Origin of the sequence: Phnomibacter sp. (assembly GCF_036803085.1) — a bacterium.
Classification (GTDB): domain Bacteria; phylum Bacteroidota; class Bacteroidia; order Chitinophagales; family Chitinophagaceae; genus Phnomibacter.
The window spans coordinates 234,860-249,854 of the sequence record NZ_DAIRUZ010000002.1 but is presented as its reverse complement, the minus strand read 5'-3'; the positions used below and the strand labels follow the sequence as shown (position 1 = coordinate 249,854).

Annotated in this window: 18 protein-coding genes; 4 read left to right on the top strand and 14 right to left on the bottom strand. The window is 48.1% G+C overall.

The annotated features are described in order from the left end of the window. Window positions 1-28: 28 nt before the first annotated feature. The 4 genes from V7Q13_RS04980 to V7Q13_RS04965 form a co-directional block, all read right to left on the bottom strand. On the bottom strand, window positions 29-727 hold the full coding sequence (locus tag V7Q13_RS04980; RefSeq protein ID WP_333799578.1) for an NADH-quinone oxidoreductase subunit B: 699 nt from the start codon (window positions 725-727) through the stop codon (window positions 29-31). Beyond that, entirely contained in the window at window positions 708-1,058 is a 351-nt protein-coding gene (locus V7Q13_RS04975; protein ID WP_333799577.1) for an NADH-quinone oxidoreductase subunit A, read from the bottom strand. The genes V7Q13_RS04980 and V7Q13_RS04975 overlap by 20 nt, the downstream gene beginning before the upstream one ends. A gap of 167 nt (window positions 1,059-1,225) precedes the next feature. After that, entirely contained in the window at window positions 1,226-1,594 is a 369-nt protein-coding gene (locus V7Q13_RS04970) for a hypothetical protein (protein WP_333799576.1), read from the bottom strand. 6 nt (window positions 1,595-1,600) lie between these two features. Then, window positions 1,601-2,368 carry a ferredoxin--NADP reductase gene (locus tag V7Q13_RS04965; RefSeq protein ID WP_333799575.1) on the bottom strand — a complete coding sequence of 256 codons (768 nt, stop codon included), beginning with the start codon at window positions 2,366-2,368 and terminating at the stop codon, window positions 1,601-1,603. 260 nt (window positions 2,369-2,628) lie between these two features. Here V7Q13_RS04965 and V7Q13_RS04960 point away from each other — a divergent pair, with 260 nt between their 5' ends. Then, window positions 2,629-3,177, top strand: coding sequence for a DUF2975 domain-containing protein (locus V7Q13_RS04960; RefSeq protein ID WP_333799574.1), 549 nt, complete (start codon window positions 2,629-2,631; stop codon window positions 3,175-3,177). 3 nt (window positions 3,178-3,180) lie between these two features. Next, entirely contained in the window at window positions 3,181-3,405 is a 225-nt protein-coding gene (locus tag V7Q13_RS04955) for a helix-turn-helix domain-containing protein (RefSeq protein WP_333799573.1), read from the top strand. Window positions 3,406-3,422: 17 nt separating this feature from the next. Here V7Q13_RS04955 and rsgA read toward each other — a convergent pair whose 3' ends face one another. After that, window positions 3,423-4,439 carry a ribosome small subunit-dependent GTPase A gene (gene rsgA / locus V7Q13_RS04950; RefSeq protein WP_333799572.1) on the bottom strand — a complete coding sequence of 339 codons (1,017 nt, stop codon included), beginning with the start codon at window positions 4,437-4,439 and terminating at the stop codon, window positions 3,423-3,425. Window positions 4,440-4,516: 77 nt separating this feature from the next. On the opposite strand from rsgA, the gene V7Q13_RS04945 reads away from it, so the two are divergent. Then, window positions 4,517-6,832: a hypothetical protein gene (locus V7Q13_RS04945; protein WP_333799571.1), complete on the top strand. Its 2,316-nt coding sequence runs from the start codon at window positions 4,517-4,519 to the stop codon at window positions 6,830-6,832. 96 nt (window positions 6,833-6,928) lie between these two features. Here V7Q13_RS04945 and V7Q13_RS04940 read toward each other — a convergent pair whose 3' ends face one another. From V7Q13_RS04940 to V7Q13_RS04920, 5 genes are all read right to left on the bottom strand, one after another. Continuing rightward, the gene (locus V7Q13_RS04940) at window positions 6,929-7,483 is read right to left on the bottom strand and encodes a GNAT family N-acetyltransferase (RefSeq protein WP_333799570.1); all 555 of its coding nucleotides are present in this window, start codon (window positions 7,481-7,483) and stop codon (window positions 6,929-6,931) included. Window positions 7,484-7,539: 56 nt separating this feature from the next. Continuing rightward, a complete protein-coding gene (locus V7Q13_RS04935; protein WP_333799569.1) occupies window positions 7,540-8,544 on the bottom strand; it encodes a vWA domain-containing protein in 1,005 nt (334 codons plus the stop codon). Continuing rightward, window positions 8,541-9,326, bottom strand: coding sequence for a hypothetical protein (locus V7Q13_RS04930; protein WP_333799568.1), 786 nt, complete (start codon window positions 9,324-9,326; stop codon window positions 8,541-8,543). The genes V7Q13_RS04935 and V7Q13_RS04930 overlap by 4 nt, the downstream gene beginning before the upstream one ends. Window positions 9,327-9,393: 67 nt before the next feature. Beyond that, on the bottom strand, window positions 9,394-10,278 hold the full coding sequence (locus tag V7Q13_RS04925; RefSeq protein WP_333799567.1) for a DUF58 domain-containing protein: 885 nt from the start codon (window positions 10,276-10,278) through the stop codon (window positions 9,394-9,396). An 82-nt stretch (window positions 10,279-10,360) separates the two neighbouring features. Then, window positions 10,361-11,359 carry an AAA family ATPase gene (locus V7Q13_RS04920; RefSeq protein ID WP_333799566.1) on the bottom strand — a complete coding sequence of 333 codons (999 nt, stop codon included), beginning with the start codon at window positions 11,357-11,359 and terminating at the stop codon, window positions 10,361-10,363. Between the two features lie 189 nt (window positions 11,360-11,548). On the opposite strand from V7Q13_RS04920, the gene V7Q13_RS04915 reads away from it, so the two are divergent. Next, entirely contained in the window at window positions 11,549-12,379 is an 831-nt protein-coding gene (locus V7Q13_RS04915; RefSeq protein ID WP_333799565.1) for a universal stress protein, read from the top strand. A 73-nt stretch (window positions 12,380-12,452) separates the two neighbouring features. Here the strand turns inward: V7Q13_RS04915 and V7Q13_RS04910 are convergent, their stop codons facing one another. The 4 genes from V7Q13_RS04910 to V7Q13_RS04895 form a co-directional block, all read right to left on the bottom strand. After that, window positions 12,453-13,070, bottom strand: a complete 618-nt coding sequence (locus V7Q13_RS04910) for a class I SAM-dependent methyltransferase (RefSeq protein ID WP_333799564.1) — start codon at window positions 13,068-13,070, stop codon at window positions 12,453-12,455. 66 nt (window positions 13,071-13,136) lie between these two features. Next, window positions 13,137-13,292: a hypothetical protein gene (locus V7Q13_RS04905; protein WP_333799563.1), complete on the bottom strand. Its 156-nt coding sequence runs from the start codon at window positions 13,290-13,292 to the stop codon at window positions 13,137-13,139. A 276-nt stretch (window positions 13,293-13,568) separates the two neighbouring features. Then, window positions 13,569-14,402, bottom strand: coding sequence for a hypothetical protein (locus V7Q13_RS04900; RefSeq protein ID WP_333799562.1), 834 nt, complete (start codon window positions 14,400-14,402; stop codon window positions 13,569-13,571). Between the two features lie 51 nt (window positions 14,403-14,453). Next, window positions 14,454-14,873 carry a hypothetical protein gene (locus V7Q13_RS04895; RefSeq protein WP_333799561.1) on the bottom strand — a complete coding sequence of 140 codons (420 nt, stop codon included), beginning with the start codon at window positions 14,871-14,873 and terminating at the stop codon, window positions 14,454-14,456. Between the last annotated feature and the right edge of the window lie 122 nt (window positions 14,874-14,995).

Sequence of the window (14,995 nt, the reverse complement as noted above, 5' to 3'; positions counted from 1 at the left end):
ATTCATCATTCCTAATTCATCATTCCCGTCACGTCGTTTTCATTTCATCCCGAATTTGTTCTCTGGTCATGCCGGCTTTAATCTTCACCTGCAAGGTCATGAGGGCATGAATGAGTGCTTCGGGGCGTGGCGGGCAGCCTGCTACGTACACGTCTACGGGAATGACATGATCTGCACCTTTTACTACACTATAGGTATTGTAAAAAAACGGACCGCCGCTGGTGGCGCAGGCGCCCATAGCCACCACATATTTAGGGTCGGCCATTTGGTCGTAGAGGCGTTTGAGTACAGGCGCCATTTTGTTTACGATTGTTCCTGCAATGATAATTACATCGGCTTGGCGTGGAGAGGCACGGGCTACTTCGAAGCCAAACCTGCTCCAGTCGTATTTGGCGCTGTAAGCACTCATCATTTCAATAGCGCAGCAGCTGGTGCCAAATGTGAGTGGCCACAAACTGTTGCTACGTGCCCAGTTGATGACATCGTCCATGGCACTTACCAAAATGCCGCCACCGGGTGTTTCGTGTACCGTACCAGGAAAAGGAATGGGGCCCGCCAGTTCGGCAATGCTTTTGCGGGCCTCAGGCTGGGCGCCGGTGTCGGCGTTGGCAGCAATGTTTTCGTTGTTGGGCACTTCACTCATAGTTCCTTTTTTACAAATGATGATGTAGTAGCAAGGGTTGCCATCAACATCTTTGGGCGCATCGTTATTTCCACTGCAAGGCACCTTTTTTGTGGGCGTACAGCAATCCTAAAAACAAGATGAAAAAGAAAACGACGATTTCCACAAGGGCTATCCATCCTACACTTTTTACCACTACTGCCCAAGGGTATAAAAACACCAACTCTACATCAAAAATGAGGAAGACCAACGCAAACAAATAGTAGCCTACATTGAATTGAATCAGGTTGGGCCCCTGGCTGGGGATACCACATTCGTAGGCTTCGCCCTTCTGTTTGTTTTTGGTGGCTTTTGTTACCAGTTTGGCTACCATTAGAGCAATGGATGCAAAGGCAATGGCAGCAATGGCAAGGGCAATTAACGATCCGGCACCCATGGAAATTGATTTTAGCGAATGTAATTGTGTAGCAATCGGCAGTATACTGACGAATATCAGTTGCACTGAAAATTTATATCAGGAACGGGGGATAGCCAAATGTTTTTTTCGAATGCACTACCTGCTTCAGTATTCGCATAAAAAAACCGCCACATGGGCGGTTGGTATCAGTTGTCTTCTTCTGCAAAAAAGACCGTTCGTTTTTTGCGCAGCAAAAAAATAAATGCTGCCAGGCTGAAATAAAAAATGCTGATGCCTTCGTACACAAATGTGGCTTTGTGGTAGCCTTGCTTGTACAACTGCCAGGCTATTGCTGCCAGCACAGCTGCATGTAGTAGCAGCAATACACTGGTGCGCAATGGCAAATGCCTCCAAAAAAACGGATGTCGCCATGCTGCAAACATCATGCACACAGCCAATACGCAAAACACAGTAGCCATGGGCAGGTGCTCATCAAACAAAACCAATGCAAAGCCCAGTGTAAGCAGGGCCGCAAAGCCATATAGCAGAGACTTTATCAGCTGGTTGGCGTTCATGGTTGCTTATCCGTACAGTTCAAAATGAATGTCTTTTTTATCGTAGCCAATGGCCGCCAACCGTTGGCGGGCTTCATCTATCATACTCTTCCAACCGCACAGCATAAACTTGGCCGGGCTAAGTCCTGTGCCGCCATTTTGCTGGTGTAATATGGTGCGTTGTTTTATCAGCTCTTCATACACCTGGTGCACATAGCCGGTACGTTGCAGCAAAGCATTGTCGGGCAGTTCGCGGCTGTAGGTAGGTATAAATGTAAAGCCGGGCATGTCATCCTGCAATTGGCGCAGCTCGGTACCATACAGTGTATCGTTGAACTTGCGGCAGCCGAACAACAGGTAAATATTTTGATGGGCTTTTTGGTGCTGATGTATGTATTGCACCATGCTTCTAAAAGGAGCAATGCCTGTGCCGGTGCATATCAGGTACAAATCTTCGGAAAGGTCGGCAGGCATGGTAAACTTACCCTGCGGCCCACGCAGTGGCAGGCTGGTGCCCACTTCTGCATGTTGCCACAACCAGGTAGTGCCAGCGCCGGCATGGTTCAGCACAATGATGAGCTCAAACGTATTGCTGCCATTGGGTGCCGAGGCAATGCTGTAGCTGCGCCACCGTTTGTTTTTTTGTTCGTGTATGGGCAAATCGAGGGTTACAAACTGCCCCGGTTCAAACACAAAGTCTGTTTGCTCCGGCAATTCAAAAAAATAGCGTTTCGTATTGTGGGTTTCATCAATAATGCGGGTGATGACGCCTGTTTGCCATTCGAGCAATGCCATAAGAAAAAATGAATGTTTCGTGCCGAAAGATAAGGCTGTTTGCCACATGGGGCAATTGGCACCGGGCAGGCAAACCTGTTTCTGTTTGCTGCAACCCAACACTCAATTACAGCAGCGCCAATTTTTCAGCCATTGGTTCCAACCAATTTGTTACCTGGCAAGCTTAGTGCATGGTTTGCAGTATTTTTTCAGTAAAAGGAAAATATTTATTGTTATTCAATAAATATTTATAGTTTTGCGTCAGCATAAAAATGAAACGCATGAAAAAACAAACCGATTATGTGAAGATGGTCCTGTTGGCCATTTCGTGGCTCATATTTGTGGGCGTAAGTATTGAAGCCGCCGGCTTCATTGTCAACACCATTATTACCATTTTTTACGAACCACCGCTGGGTTATACCTATTGGTCGGGGCTCGATTTATCAGCCGTGTACCGCCATCATCAGGGAATGTATGTTACACTTACGGCCACCATCGCTATTGCATCGGTGCTTAAGGCCATCATGTTTTACATCATACTCACCATTTTGCACAATAAAAACTGGAACCTCGACAGACCATTTCAGGCGCATGCTGGCCGTTCCATTGCGTTAATTGCTTACCTCGCATTGGGCATTGGGTTCTTTTGCTCATGGGGCAGCAAAGTGCAGGCCAATATCGAAAGCCAGGGTGTGCCGGTGCTGAGCTTGCAGCAGCTGCACATAGCCGGTGCCGATGTGTGGTTGTTTATGGGGGTTATTCTGCTTGTAGTGGCCCGCATTATGAAAAAAGGAATTGACATGCAACTTGAAAACGACTTAACCGTATAAGCCATGCCCATAATAGTAAACTTAGATGTGATGATGGCCAAGCGAAAAATGTCGTTGAATGAGCTGTCTGAAAAAGTAGACCTTACACTGTCGAACCTATCCATTTTAAAAACCGGCAAAGCCAAAGCCATTCGGTTTTCAACGTTGGCGGCCATTTGCCGGGTGCTCCACTGCCAGCCCGGCGACATTTTGGAATATCAACACGGCCCCGAAGAACCGGAAGATTGATGATTGTTGGAGCATGCTTACTCCCATTCATTTTCTTTAATGGTATCGAATATGCTCAGGTAAGAAGCAAACCTGTCGGGCGAAATACTGCCATCACTCACGGCTTGTTTTACCGCACAGCCAGGCTCATTTACATGCAGGCAATTATTAAACTGACACTCCTGCAACACGGCCCGCATTTCCGGAAAATAATGACTCAGTTCTTCCCGCTCAATGTCTACAATACCAAACTCCCGAATGCCAGGCGTATCAATAATACGGCCGCCATCGGGCAGGTCAAACATTTCGGCAAACGTAGTGGTGTGCATGCCCTTGCCGCTCCAGCCACTCACTTCTTTGGTGCGCAGGGTAAAGCCGGGAATGAGGGCATTGAGCAAGCTGCTTTTGCCCACACCACTGTGGCCACTCACCAGCGTAGTTTTATTTTTTAAGAGTGCATGCAGCCCATCCATGCCCGTACCTTGCTGCACACTCACGGCCATTATCTGGTAGCCAATCTGGCTATAGATATCTTCCCATTCTTCAAACTTCGCTTTGTCTTTTTCCTTCCAGGCATCTTGCTTGTTGATGAGCAAAATGGCTGGTACATGATAGGCTTCGGCGGCCACCAAAAAACGGTCCATAAAACCATTGGACGTACGTGGGTCTTTAATGGTGGCTACCAGCAATACCTGATCGAGATTGCTGGCTACTATATGGTGCTGGCGGCGGTGGCTGGGGCTTTGTCGGCTGATGTAATTGTGCCGGTCGTGAATGCCAGCAATGGTAGCAATATGGTTGTCTTCATTTTCTATTTCCATGCTTACCACATCGCCCACCGCAATAGGGTTGGTGCTGCTCAGCCCTTCTATTTTAAACACGCCTTTGATGCGGGCCTTCCAAAGCTGGCCTGCTTCATCTTTTACATCGTACCAGCTGCCGGTACTGCGGTATACGGTGGCTTTCATGTGCACGGGCAAAGTACGGGAGAAATAACCAACCAAGGCTTTGAGTTCCGGGTTTCTTGAAGCCCGGTACGCAGTTGGTACAGTCATTGGCCTTATTGGTAAATTGGGCATAATGCCTTCGCAGTTTGAAGGCTAAATTGCTCCAATGTAAAACACAGACTCAAATGCGTTTACTTGTCACTACTCTTTGCATAGGTTGGTTGCTGGCTGGCCACACGGCCGCACATGGGCAGCTAACAACACTTATCAACCCTTTGGCCGAAGGAGGCTTTGAAGCACCTGGGGGCCTGGCTGCCAATGGTTGGACGGCTATCAATTCAGGCCAGGTGCATGGCTGGGCTGCCCATACAGGAGTAGCCGATGCTACCGGTACCCGTGCTGCTTTCATGACCAGTAATTATCAAAATGCAAACCCCGCAGTGGCGTTAAACGTGGCTGCCGGCACAGCCAGTATCAGCCATTTTTTCCGAGATGTAACGCTGCCCGTAAATGCGGGTAATATCGTGTTGGCTTTTAAGTACCGCAGTAACTACGCTGTGGCCAATCCATCGGCTAACCCGCCGCTGCGGGTTTATCTGGCCAGTAGCTTTACCGCCGGCACATTTACTGCCGGTGCCTTGCCCTCTGGTGTTACTACTGCTGCCGTCGCCATTTCCAGCGTCATGCAAAATTGGCAGCGGGTGGTGGTGCAACTGAGCCCATCGTTGGCCGGACAAACCATTCGCCTGGCGTTTACCAGTTCCATACCCGCCAGTGTGGCTACATCCAATCCGTTTGGTATGCAAATAGACAGCGTGGCTTTAACGGCCCGAGCTGGTGGTGCCAGCGTAACCAATGTAAATTCTACTGGGAAGTGGGCCGATCCGGCCAACTGGAGCGGCGGCTACATACCTGGCCCGGCTGACCAAGTGACGATTGCACAGGGTACAACTGTTACCTTATCGGGGTCTGGTGCACTTGCCGGCCAGCTCACATTGGCGCAAAATGCTACCCTCAACGCTTCAACCGGTATTGAATTGAGTGGTTCTTTGCTGGTAAATAACGGAGCTACATTATCGGCACCCAACTCCAATATTGTGCTACAGGGTAATTTTACGCTACAATCTGGCGCCAGTGCCAATCTGCAGGCAGCTACGCTCAATTTTGCCAATGCAGCTGGTACCGCTGCGCAAACGTTCAATTTCGTCAGCCCCAGTCAGTTTACCAATGGCAGACTGGCTGCTATCGAGGTCAATAATCCACAGGGGGTAAGCATTCCTGGTTCACCCGGGACTATTTCCGTGTACAGCCGTATCAATTTGGTGCGGGGCACTTTTACCCATAACAACAATATCATGCTCAATCATGCTGCTGCATCGTCTTCGGCACCACCCATTATTTTCAGCATACAAACAGGTCGCCTGAGTGCTTTTCCTCCGGCCGACCCAAATAACAATTTGGAATTGCGTTATGTACAAATAGCTGGTGCCGGTTATGATACCACCTATGTAATGGGTGCCGCCAATGAGTTACCTGCCAATCGAACTATCAGTCGACTTACGGTAGGCTCTGCCCGTTCGGTAGTAGAAGTAAATGATTCATTGTTTGTAACTGATAACAACGCCAATACACTTTTTTTATTTGGTATTGTAAAAGTGGCTCCGGGGAAGGCCATTGTTTGTACCAATAATACTTATGGTGGTGCAACAGGCAGCTCAATTGCCAATCAGGGCCATATACAGGGTGCCGTGGTATTTACCATCAATGGCACCAGTATTGCCGAAAGGATGTTTCCCGTGGGTAGTGGCGGCAGCAGGCGCATCTTCTCCCTACGGGGCATTACGGCTATCAATGCACGGGTGGCAGTAGAGTGTGTGCCTGCCGCAGGAGGTACATTGGGTGCTGGCCTCACTGCCCTGGGCGAAACACACCGCTGGTATGCCCGGCTGGTTAGTGGTACCCTCACCAGTGTAGATTCGGTTGATGTGCAGGCCTCCACTGCAGAAGGATTTGCAGCTGGCTCAGAAGCACAGCGACGTATCAGCAGGTCGGCTACTTTGGCTGGTACATATAACAATGTTGGCAACACGCTGGGCAGCTTTGTAAGCCCGTTGGGTGCTATTGGCGAAATTGTAAGAACCACAGCTGGCAACTACAACACACTCGGCTATTTTGCGCCAGCACTTACTGCCGGCAATTTTCTAAAAACATGGACGGGAAATGCCGGTACCAACAATTGGAGTGACGCTGCTAACTGGTCGGGTGGTACCCTGCCCTCCTGCAATAGCGATGTGAGTATTAGCAAGCCCTTCAGCCCCATTTTTATAACGGGCATTAGTGTATGCGGAAATTTGCAGTTGAACAACAGCAGTATTATTGAGGTAAAAAGTGGTGGCCGCCTTACGCTGGGCTGTAGCACTGGCAGCGGTAAACAAATTCAATTCAACGGTGCTTTCAATAAGATTGAGGTGCAGACAGGTGGTGAAGTGAGGGTACAATAGGTGGTTTTTTCACCTTTTCACCGTCTTGTTTTGTATCACATGAAACGAGGTAGCGAAAGTGGTTTTGGCGTCAAGAAAAAAATCAAAAGTGAGTGCTTACACATCACTCCGTAACAGCCCGTACACATACGTATCTACAAACTGTCCTTTATGGAAAAAGTTTTCTCTGAAATGTGCTTCCCGCCGAAAGCCGCACTGCTCTATGGTTTTCCATGAAGCAATGTTGGCGCTGTCTATTTTGGCTTCTATGGAATGCAGTGGCAATGCATCAAACACAAACTCGCAAGTTGCTTTTATCGCCGCTTTCATCAATCCTTTACCGTGATAACCGGTATGTAAGAGATAGCCAATTTCTGCCCGGTGATTTTCTGGCTCAATGCGCCAAAAGCCCAGCGTGCCAATGATGCGGTTGCTCGTATGCTCGGCAATGCCCCAGGTCAAACTATTGCCTTCGTGAAAGCCTTGTTGTATGGCGGCTATCAATTGTGTGGCTTCATCTACATGGGTAGCCAATGGCCGCGGCACATAGTGCATGATGTGCGGATTGCTGCGCAATACAAACAACGCCTCGGCATCTGTTGGCAGCATACCTCGCAGTGTAGCTTGTTCTAGTTGTATAACGGGGAATTCATTCCATTGAAAATAGCGCATGCTGTAAGTGTTTTGGCTGCCTTAGTTACCCGGTAAAACGGAGGGTCAATAAAATCCTAAGGTAATTTTTTAAAGAATGCCACTGTGAGCAACATTTCCAATATCAGTAATGCAATGGCAGCAGCCAGCCAGGGTAAAAACCGTTCGGTTCGCTTGGTAAAAATGGTTGATTCCACCCGGTTTTTTTCCAGTTGATTGATGGAGGCATAAATGCTGTCGAGTCTTTTGGTATTGGTAGCCCTGAAATATTGCCCACCTGTGGATTGCGCAATGTCTGTGAGCAAGGCTTCATCAATGTTTACTTTTTCTTCCCGCACTTGAGTGCCTGTAGGTGTTTGGTAGGGCATGGGGGCCAGGCCCTTGCTGCCCACACCAATGGTGTACACTTTTATGCCATAGGTCATGGCGAGTTGCTTGGCGGTTGCGGGGTCAAAAAAACCACCGGTGTCTTCGCCATCAGTCAGCAGTATCACCACTTTGCCCGGCGATTTACTTTGGCGCAAGCGGTCTACACTGCTGGCCAATCCGGTGCCGATAGAAGTGCCGTCTGCCAGTTGCCCGTATTCAATAGCGTTAATCTGGTGCAACACTGCTTGCAGGTCGCTGGTGAGTGGGCACAGTGCCAGGCTTTGGCCCGAAAAAATAACCAGCCCAATGCGGTCGCCTTTGCGGCCCTGCACAAAGTTGCGGGCCACTTCCATAGAAGCCCGCAGCCGGTCTGGCGTAAAATCACGGGCCAGCATACTACCACTCACATCCATACAGAGCATGATGTCGATGCCTTCGCCATTGTTCATTTCAATGGTTTGGTAATGCGCAGGTTTGGCCAATGCTACAATCAAACAAGCAACTGCTATGCCACGCAACCACATGGGAAAATGCATGAGGCGCAACCGCCAGCTTTGCTGCATCCAACCACGGTTGCCAGTGGTGGCTGCAATACCGGCTGTGTTTTTTTTGCGTTGGCGAATACTCCACCACACCCATACAGGCACCAATATCAGCAGTGCCAGCAACAAAGGCCAGTCAAATACAATATCGTTGAGATAGTCTCTTATCATGACTTCGCTTCAGGATGGGTAGATTGAAAAGTATGCGCCGCTACAGCTGCTACCTGTTGCAGTTGTTGGCTAAATATTTCTTGTGCCGGATGCATGCGGGCAAACTGCATACCGTAGCAAACACCCACCGCTTCTTGTAACGCTGTTTGCTGTTGTGCAGGCAAAATAGATTTGGCCAGCGGCAACAATTCTTCACCCGTAAGTGCTGCTGTTGGAATGCCTTTGAGCTGCAACATGGCCCGCACCAATTGCATGCATTGTGTAGCCGCCACGGGAGCGGATAGTTTTCCGGCTTGCCAGTTTTGTTGCAGCTTTTGCATTTGTTCCTGCCAGTGTTTGGGCCCCGTGATAGGATTGTCTATTTGCAATGCTTTGTTGCGTTTGCGGCGTAGCAGCCACCACAGCAATGCGATACTGGCTAAAGCACCCAATGCTGCCCACAAGTAGGGCCAATAATTGGTGCTGGCTTTTCCGGCAAAATAGGTTTTTACATCGCCATATTTTGCCAGCGAATCTTGCGGCATCGGCAATAGCAAAATGCTGTCGGGCAACGATTCAATTTTGCCAGCTATTTGGGGCAATGCATAGCTGCCGCTATCATAGCCAATGAGCAATACATCTTGTATTACTGAATCGCCTTGTTGGACGGCTTTTTCAAAACGTAATACTTCCAGGCGGCCAATGCTATCGGGCACGGGCAGGCTATCGGCCAGTGTACCTTTTTGGCTGATGCGCAACGGTACCGGCTGACCGGTATAGGCCATTGCCTGTGGGGAACGCATGTGTATTTGTGCGAACGAAATAGTGCCAGTGAGCAAAGCAAAGCAGACGAGTAGCGTTTTGTACATATCAATGATTTACTCGTTTGATGCGGTTGAGAAAAAACTGCTGCAGGGTAGGTACAAAATCATGGTCGGTGCGAAAACGGAGATAATCCCAGCCGGCAGCGGTAATGGCATCTTTTAACCGTTGCGTATAGCCCACAAATTGCTGCTGCCATTGTGCCAATGCTTTTGTGTCGTGGGTATCTACCCAGCTCACTTGCTGCGTTTCCGGATCTATTAAAGGAAGTAACGTATTGGCGGGTAGTTGAAAATCGAGCTGGTCAAACAAATGGATGGCGATGCAATCGTGCCGTACTGCGGTTGCTTTCATGGCTTTGCTGCAATTGGGCGCTGCAAAATCACTCAGCACAAAGCTGATGGTCGTTTGCTTCATGGTTTGCTGCAGCAGTTTGAGTGCTGGTTCTATATTGGTGCTGTTGCCCTTGGGTTCATGGGCTAATATTTTGCGCAGCATGTACAGCACATGCCCCTTGCCTTTGCCCGGCGGAATGAGCAGTTCTACTTCGTTGGTAAATAAGATGGCACCCACTTTATCGTTGTTGCCCAAAGCGGCAAAAGCCAGTGCAGCCGCCATTTCCGTCATGAGGGTGCGTTTGGTTTTTTGGCGGGTGCCAGTGCTGGTGCTGGCACTCATGTCGAGCAGCAGCATCAGTGTCAGCGAACGTTCTTCTTCGAACAACTTGCTAAACGGATGGCCGAAACGGGCACTCACATTCCAGTCGATGAAGCGGATGTCATCGCCGGGAAAATATTCCCGCACTTCTTTAAACGTCATGCCACGCCCTTTGAAGGCGGAGTGGTATTCACCCGCAAACACATGGTTCGACAAGCGCCTGGAGCGAATCTCCAGCCGCTGTATTTGTTTGAGTATGGCTTTTAAATCGGACAAGAGAAATGAATGTTGTAGCGAGAACCTTTTTTATAATCTATACTTTCATAAATACATGTAAGTATTCAATCTTGCTCAGATGTTACGGCGCTTTCACCTTGCCCAAAATTTTACCGATGATATCATCAGCAGTTACTTCTTCGGCCGCAGCTTCGTAGGTGAGGCCAATGCGGTGGCGAAGCACATCCACGGCAATTTGTTTTATATCATCGGGGATAACGTATGCCCGCTTGCTGAGCATAGCTACAGCACGGCTGGCCTGCGCCATACTAATGCTGGCACGGGGTGAGGCACCATAGCTGAGCAGTGGTTTCAACTCGGGCAAATCGGCATCGGCAGGGTAGCGGGTGGCCATCACTAAGTCCAGCAGGTAGTGTTCAATTTTTTCATCCATATACACCTGGCGGCAGAGCTCTCTGGCACGAAGAATATCTTGTGCACTGGCTACGGGCTGCAGGGTTATGTTGTCGATACCGGCAATGTTTTCCCGCACTATTTGCAGCTCTTCTTCCCGGGTGGGGTAGTCCACTTTTACCTTCAGCATGAAGCGGTCTTGCTGTGCTTCGGGCAGCGGATAAGTTCCTTCCTGCTCCAAGGGGTTTTGCGTAGCCAACACCAAAAAAGGCTGAGGTAGCTGGTATGTTGTATCGCCAATGGTCACCTGTTTTTCCTGCATGGCTTCCAGCAGGGCACTTTGCACTTTGGCCGGAGCACGGTTGATTTCATCGGCCAAAATAAAGTTGGCAAAAATGGGCCCTTTGCGAACGACAAATTCACCTTTTTGCTGGTTGTAAATCATGGTGCCCACTACGTCGGCGGGTAGCAGGTCGGGGGTAAACTGTATGCGGCTGAAAGCCATGTTCAGCGTTTTGGCCAGGCTTTTAATGGTAAGTGTTTTGGCCAGGCCGGGCACACCTTCAAGCAGCACGTGGCCATTGCAATACAAACCAATCAGCAGCCGGTCAATCATAGCGGGTTGTCCCACAATGATGCGGTGCAGCTGCTGACGAATGTTTTCGGTAACGGGGTGATGCTGGGCAATTGCTTCCTGTAGCTGGCGAATATCTTCGGCGGTACGCATGATGGTAGAAAAAAATTGAGGCGGTGAAAATACGTGCTGCAACTATGCAAATGCCATGCCGTGCAAAGCTGCCTGTAGAATTAACGTATGACTTGACTTGTATCATGCACAGGCTGGGCAGAATGAAGTATTTTCATGCCGGATAAAGGATTGACAGCCATAACGATTACCCACATTAAACACGATTGTATGCGTACCATTTTAGTTCCCACCGATTTTTCTGCCACCGCACAAAACAGCGCCCTGTATGCCCTTGGCTTGGCCAAAGAACTGGGTGCCAACAAGTTGGTGTTGTACAATGCGTACAGCATGCCATTGGCTACAGAAATGAGCTGGGCCATTTTGCAAACCGAAGAGTTGCAAAAAGCCAGTGAAGAAAATTTGCAACAACTGAAAGCTACCTTGCTCAAGGCCAGTGGCAATGAAGTAGCCATTGAAACCATTTCTGATTTTGGTTTTTTGCAGGAACGCATCAGTGAAGTGGCCGAAGAAGTAGTGGCCGATTTGATTGTGATGGGCATTACCGGTGGCGGCAAACTGGAGCAGGTGCTTATTGGTAGCAATACCACCCACATTATTCATCATGTGGCTGTGCCGGTGCTGATAGTACCGCCAGATGCCAGCTATAAACCCATTGAAAAAATTGGCTGGGCCTGCGATTACAAAGACGTAATGAAAACCACACCAGCCGAAGCTATCAAGAAAATTCTGGCTGTTTTAAAAGCCAAATTGGTGGTGGTACACAATGATCCTAATCCACAGGCGTTTGACCCCGATCTGTACCACAACAATGTAATTGTAGGCGAACTATTTGAAAAAATACAACCTGAATTTGTATTGGTGGAAGGCGAAGATTTTACCAATGCCATGGATGCCTTTATTGCGGAGCACAACATTGATATGATGCTGATGATTCCGAAAAAACATGGCTGGCTCGAATCCATTTTCCGCCGCAGCCACACTACAAGGCTGGCTTTTCATACCCATATTCCTTTGCTGTGTATCAAAGCCATCAATTAAAAAATGTCGACTGAAAATAAGAAGCGGGTCCGGTAGTGCCGGGCCCGCTTTTGTTGATCGTTACATCAAAATGTTATGCTTGATTTTTACTGAACCCACAGTACACAAACTCCTGCCTTGCTGCAGCTGGTGTAATGTGTGTCACCGTATCGCATTTCAATTTATGAAACCGTCCTTCCATCAGTGAGCACATGCTGCCTTCGCTGTATTGCTGTACAGGCAGGCCGCTGCATTTGCTGGGGCCTTCGGTGCTGAATGCTGCAATAATCACATTGCCTGCTACATTTTTTTCCAATAGTTGCAAGTAGCGTTGTACATCGGCCGGGTTGGTGAGAAAATGAAAAGCTGCCCGGTCGTGCCAGAGGGCGAAAGATTGTGTTGGTTCAAAAGCCAGCACATCACTTACCACCCATTGCACCGTTGCGGCAGCGTCGCCCAGCCGAACTTTGGCCCTCTCAAGGGCTGCGGCAGCAATATCTACCACGGTAATGTTGGTGTAGCCCTGCGCCAGCAAATGGTCTACCAGTTTGCTATCACCGCCGCCAATGTCGGCAATGGCAGCATCCTTCGGCAGGTTCAGTTCGGCAATCAGCGCCAGCGATTGTGCCGGTACTTCTTCCGTCCAACTTACTTGTTGCGACGTTTTGGTTTGGTACACCGTTTCCCAATGTTGTTGCAGCAGATTTTTCATAGTACAAAATTGCTGCTCCATGGTAGTGAAGGGTGTGACAAAAGTTACCCGGTTACATAGGGTTGGCTACCAGAGCAATCTCCTGTTTTCTTTCTTTCGGTCGCCATAGCCGTACTCTTCATCGGGTGTTAATTCAGGTCCGTGGTAAGGCGCTTTTAATGTAGCTATCGCTACCCAAATAATGATGATAGAAGATCCTGCAAACAGAGCGGATAATAACAAGAGGTCCGCCGATTGTTGAACTAAAATTGTATACACAATCAGATAGAGTGTGGCTACAAGAATGGCCCATTGATGAGGCTTCATTTTACTGATTTTATTTATAACAAAAGCAGCAAAAAAATAGTTTGATTGAAATAATGATACGGCAGTTAATTTTTTGTCTGAAAAAATCAAGTATGATACAGCGACTGGTTTTTTGACAGCGTTTACCAATCTGTATATTCAAGCCTTGATCATTTTTCTGAATACCCGAATGATGACTAAATCTGTGCCGGTCTATTGGTATTGAAAGGGCGAAGTGCCAAGCATGATAGAGCCTTGTTGCGTAAAGATGATGGCATTTGCAGTGTTCCCTTTTTTTCGGCCAAAGCCTGTGTAGGTACTGTTGTTGGCGCCTGTTTTAAAACCATAAAATTCATACTCTTCACCATTTACTATCCTGTAGCCGCTTTCGCATACGGTGAATGATCCGTAATAAGGTGTCAGTGTACTGATGCTCACCCTTTCAGGCGTTACTACCACTTCAATGGGTTCTTCATTGGCACTGCATTTCTGACCTTTAGATGGCAGACTGTACGGGCTTGATAAAAAGTAGTTGAAGCGAAGGCTGTAGGAAAATTGTAGCGTTGTGTTGCCGCACCCGCCTCCACTTTTTTTCCATGCTTCATATCGGGCAAGGTTTTCCCTTGTTTGTTTCTCAAAATCGATAGGTGGAGTATTCAAAAACGTAGCGATGATTTTGTTGATTCTGGCGGCTTCTGCTTTTTGTTGCAGCCACGAATCTATCCAGGGGTTTACGGTTTTACCATAGTCATAAAAGTTTTTGCCTGATGCATCTTTTAGTGCCGGGTTGGCGCCTGCTTTTATCATGTGATCAATTACAAGTTTGGCGGTAGTTACCCATTGTGGTTTGCTTACATAGTACAACAGTGGATTTTGTCCCGCTTTGTTCAAAATGTTTCTATCCATCATGAGCAGGTCTGTAACTTTTAATACGTAGGTGTCATCGAATGTTGCATTGTAGTCGTACATGGCAGCCAGGTGTAACAGGGTGTTGCCTTTGCTGTCTGTCACAGAAATATTGGGGTCGTGCCGGAGCATAATTTTCACTACCTGAATATTACCGCAGAGCATAGCCAGTTGCAAAGAATTGAGGCTGTCTTATGTTGCAGCCCGTATGCCATCATTGTCGTGTGGGGCAAGCAGTTTGGTCCACGCTTTAAATGGTGGCACTTTCATGCTTACTGACGCTTTTTTCTGTATCAGAAAATCTATCATTTCCCGGTGTTTGGCAGAGTCTTCTTTAGGGGCATTGGCTGTGCTCCAGATGAGTGCATGCAAAGGCGCAAATCCTGATTCGAAACGTCTGTTGACCGGATACTTTTTTTCTTCAACCAATGATTTCAAATCGTCGGGGCGGCAATACCGAATGGAGAGTGCCATCTGAAATTCCAAATCTTTCATCACTGCTGTTGAAGGTTGCTTGCTGCTTTGTGCTGTAGCCGGGCAGTGGCCAAAAAGTACAAAAACAACGGTTACAAATGCAGCTGCAAAAAAGGGTAAAGCGTCAACTTTTTTCATAGATGCTTTCATTTATTCAACCAATGAGTCTAAGATAACGAACGGTGATTACTGCTGTTTGAAATATGGGTTTTTGTTGGGGTAAAATTTGTATGAAACCTGGATGAAAAAAGTGAAGCGCA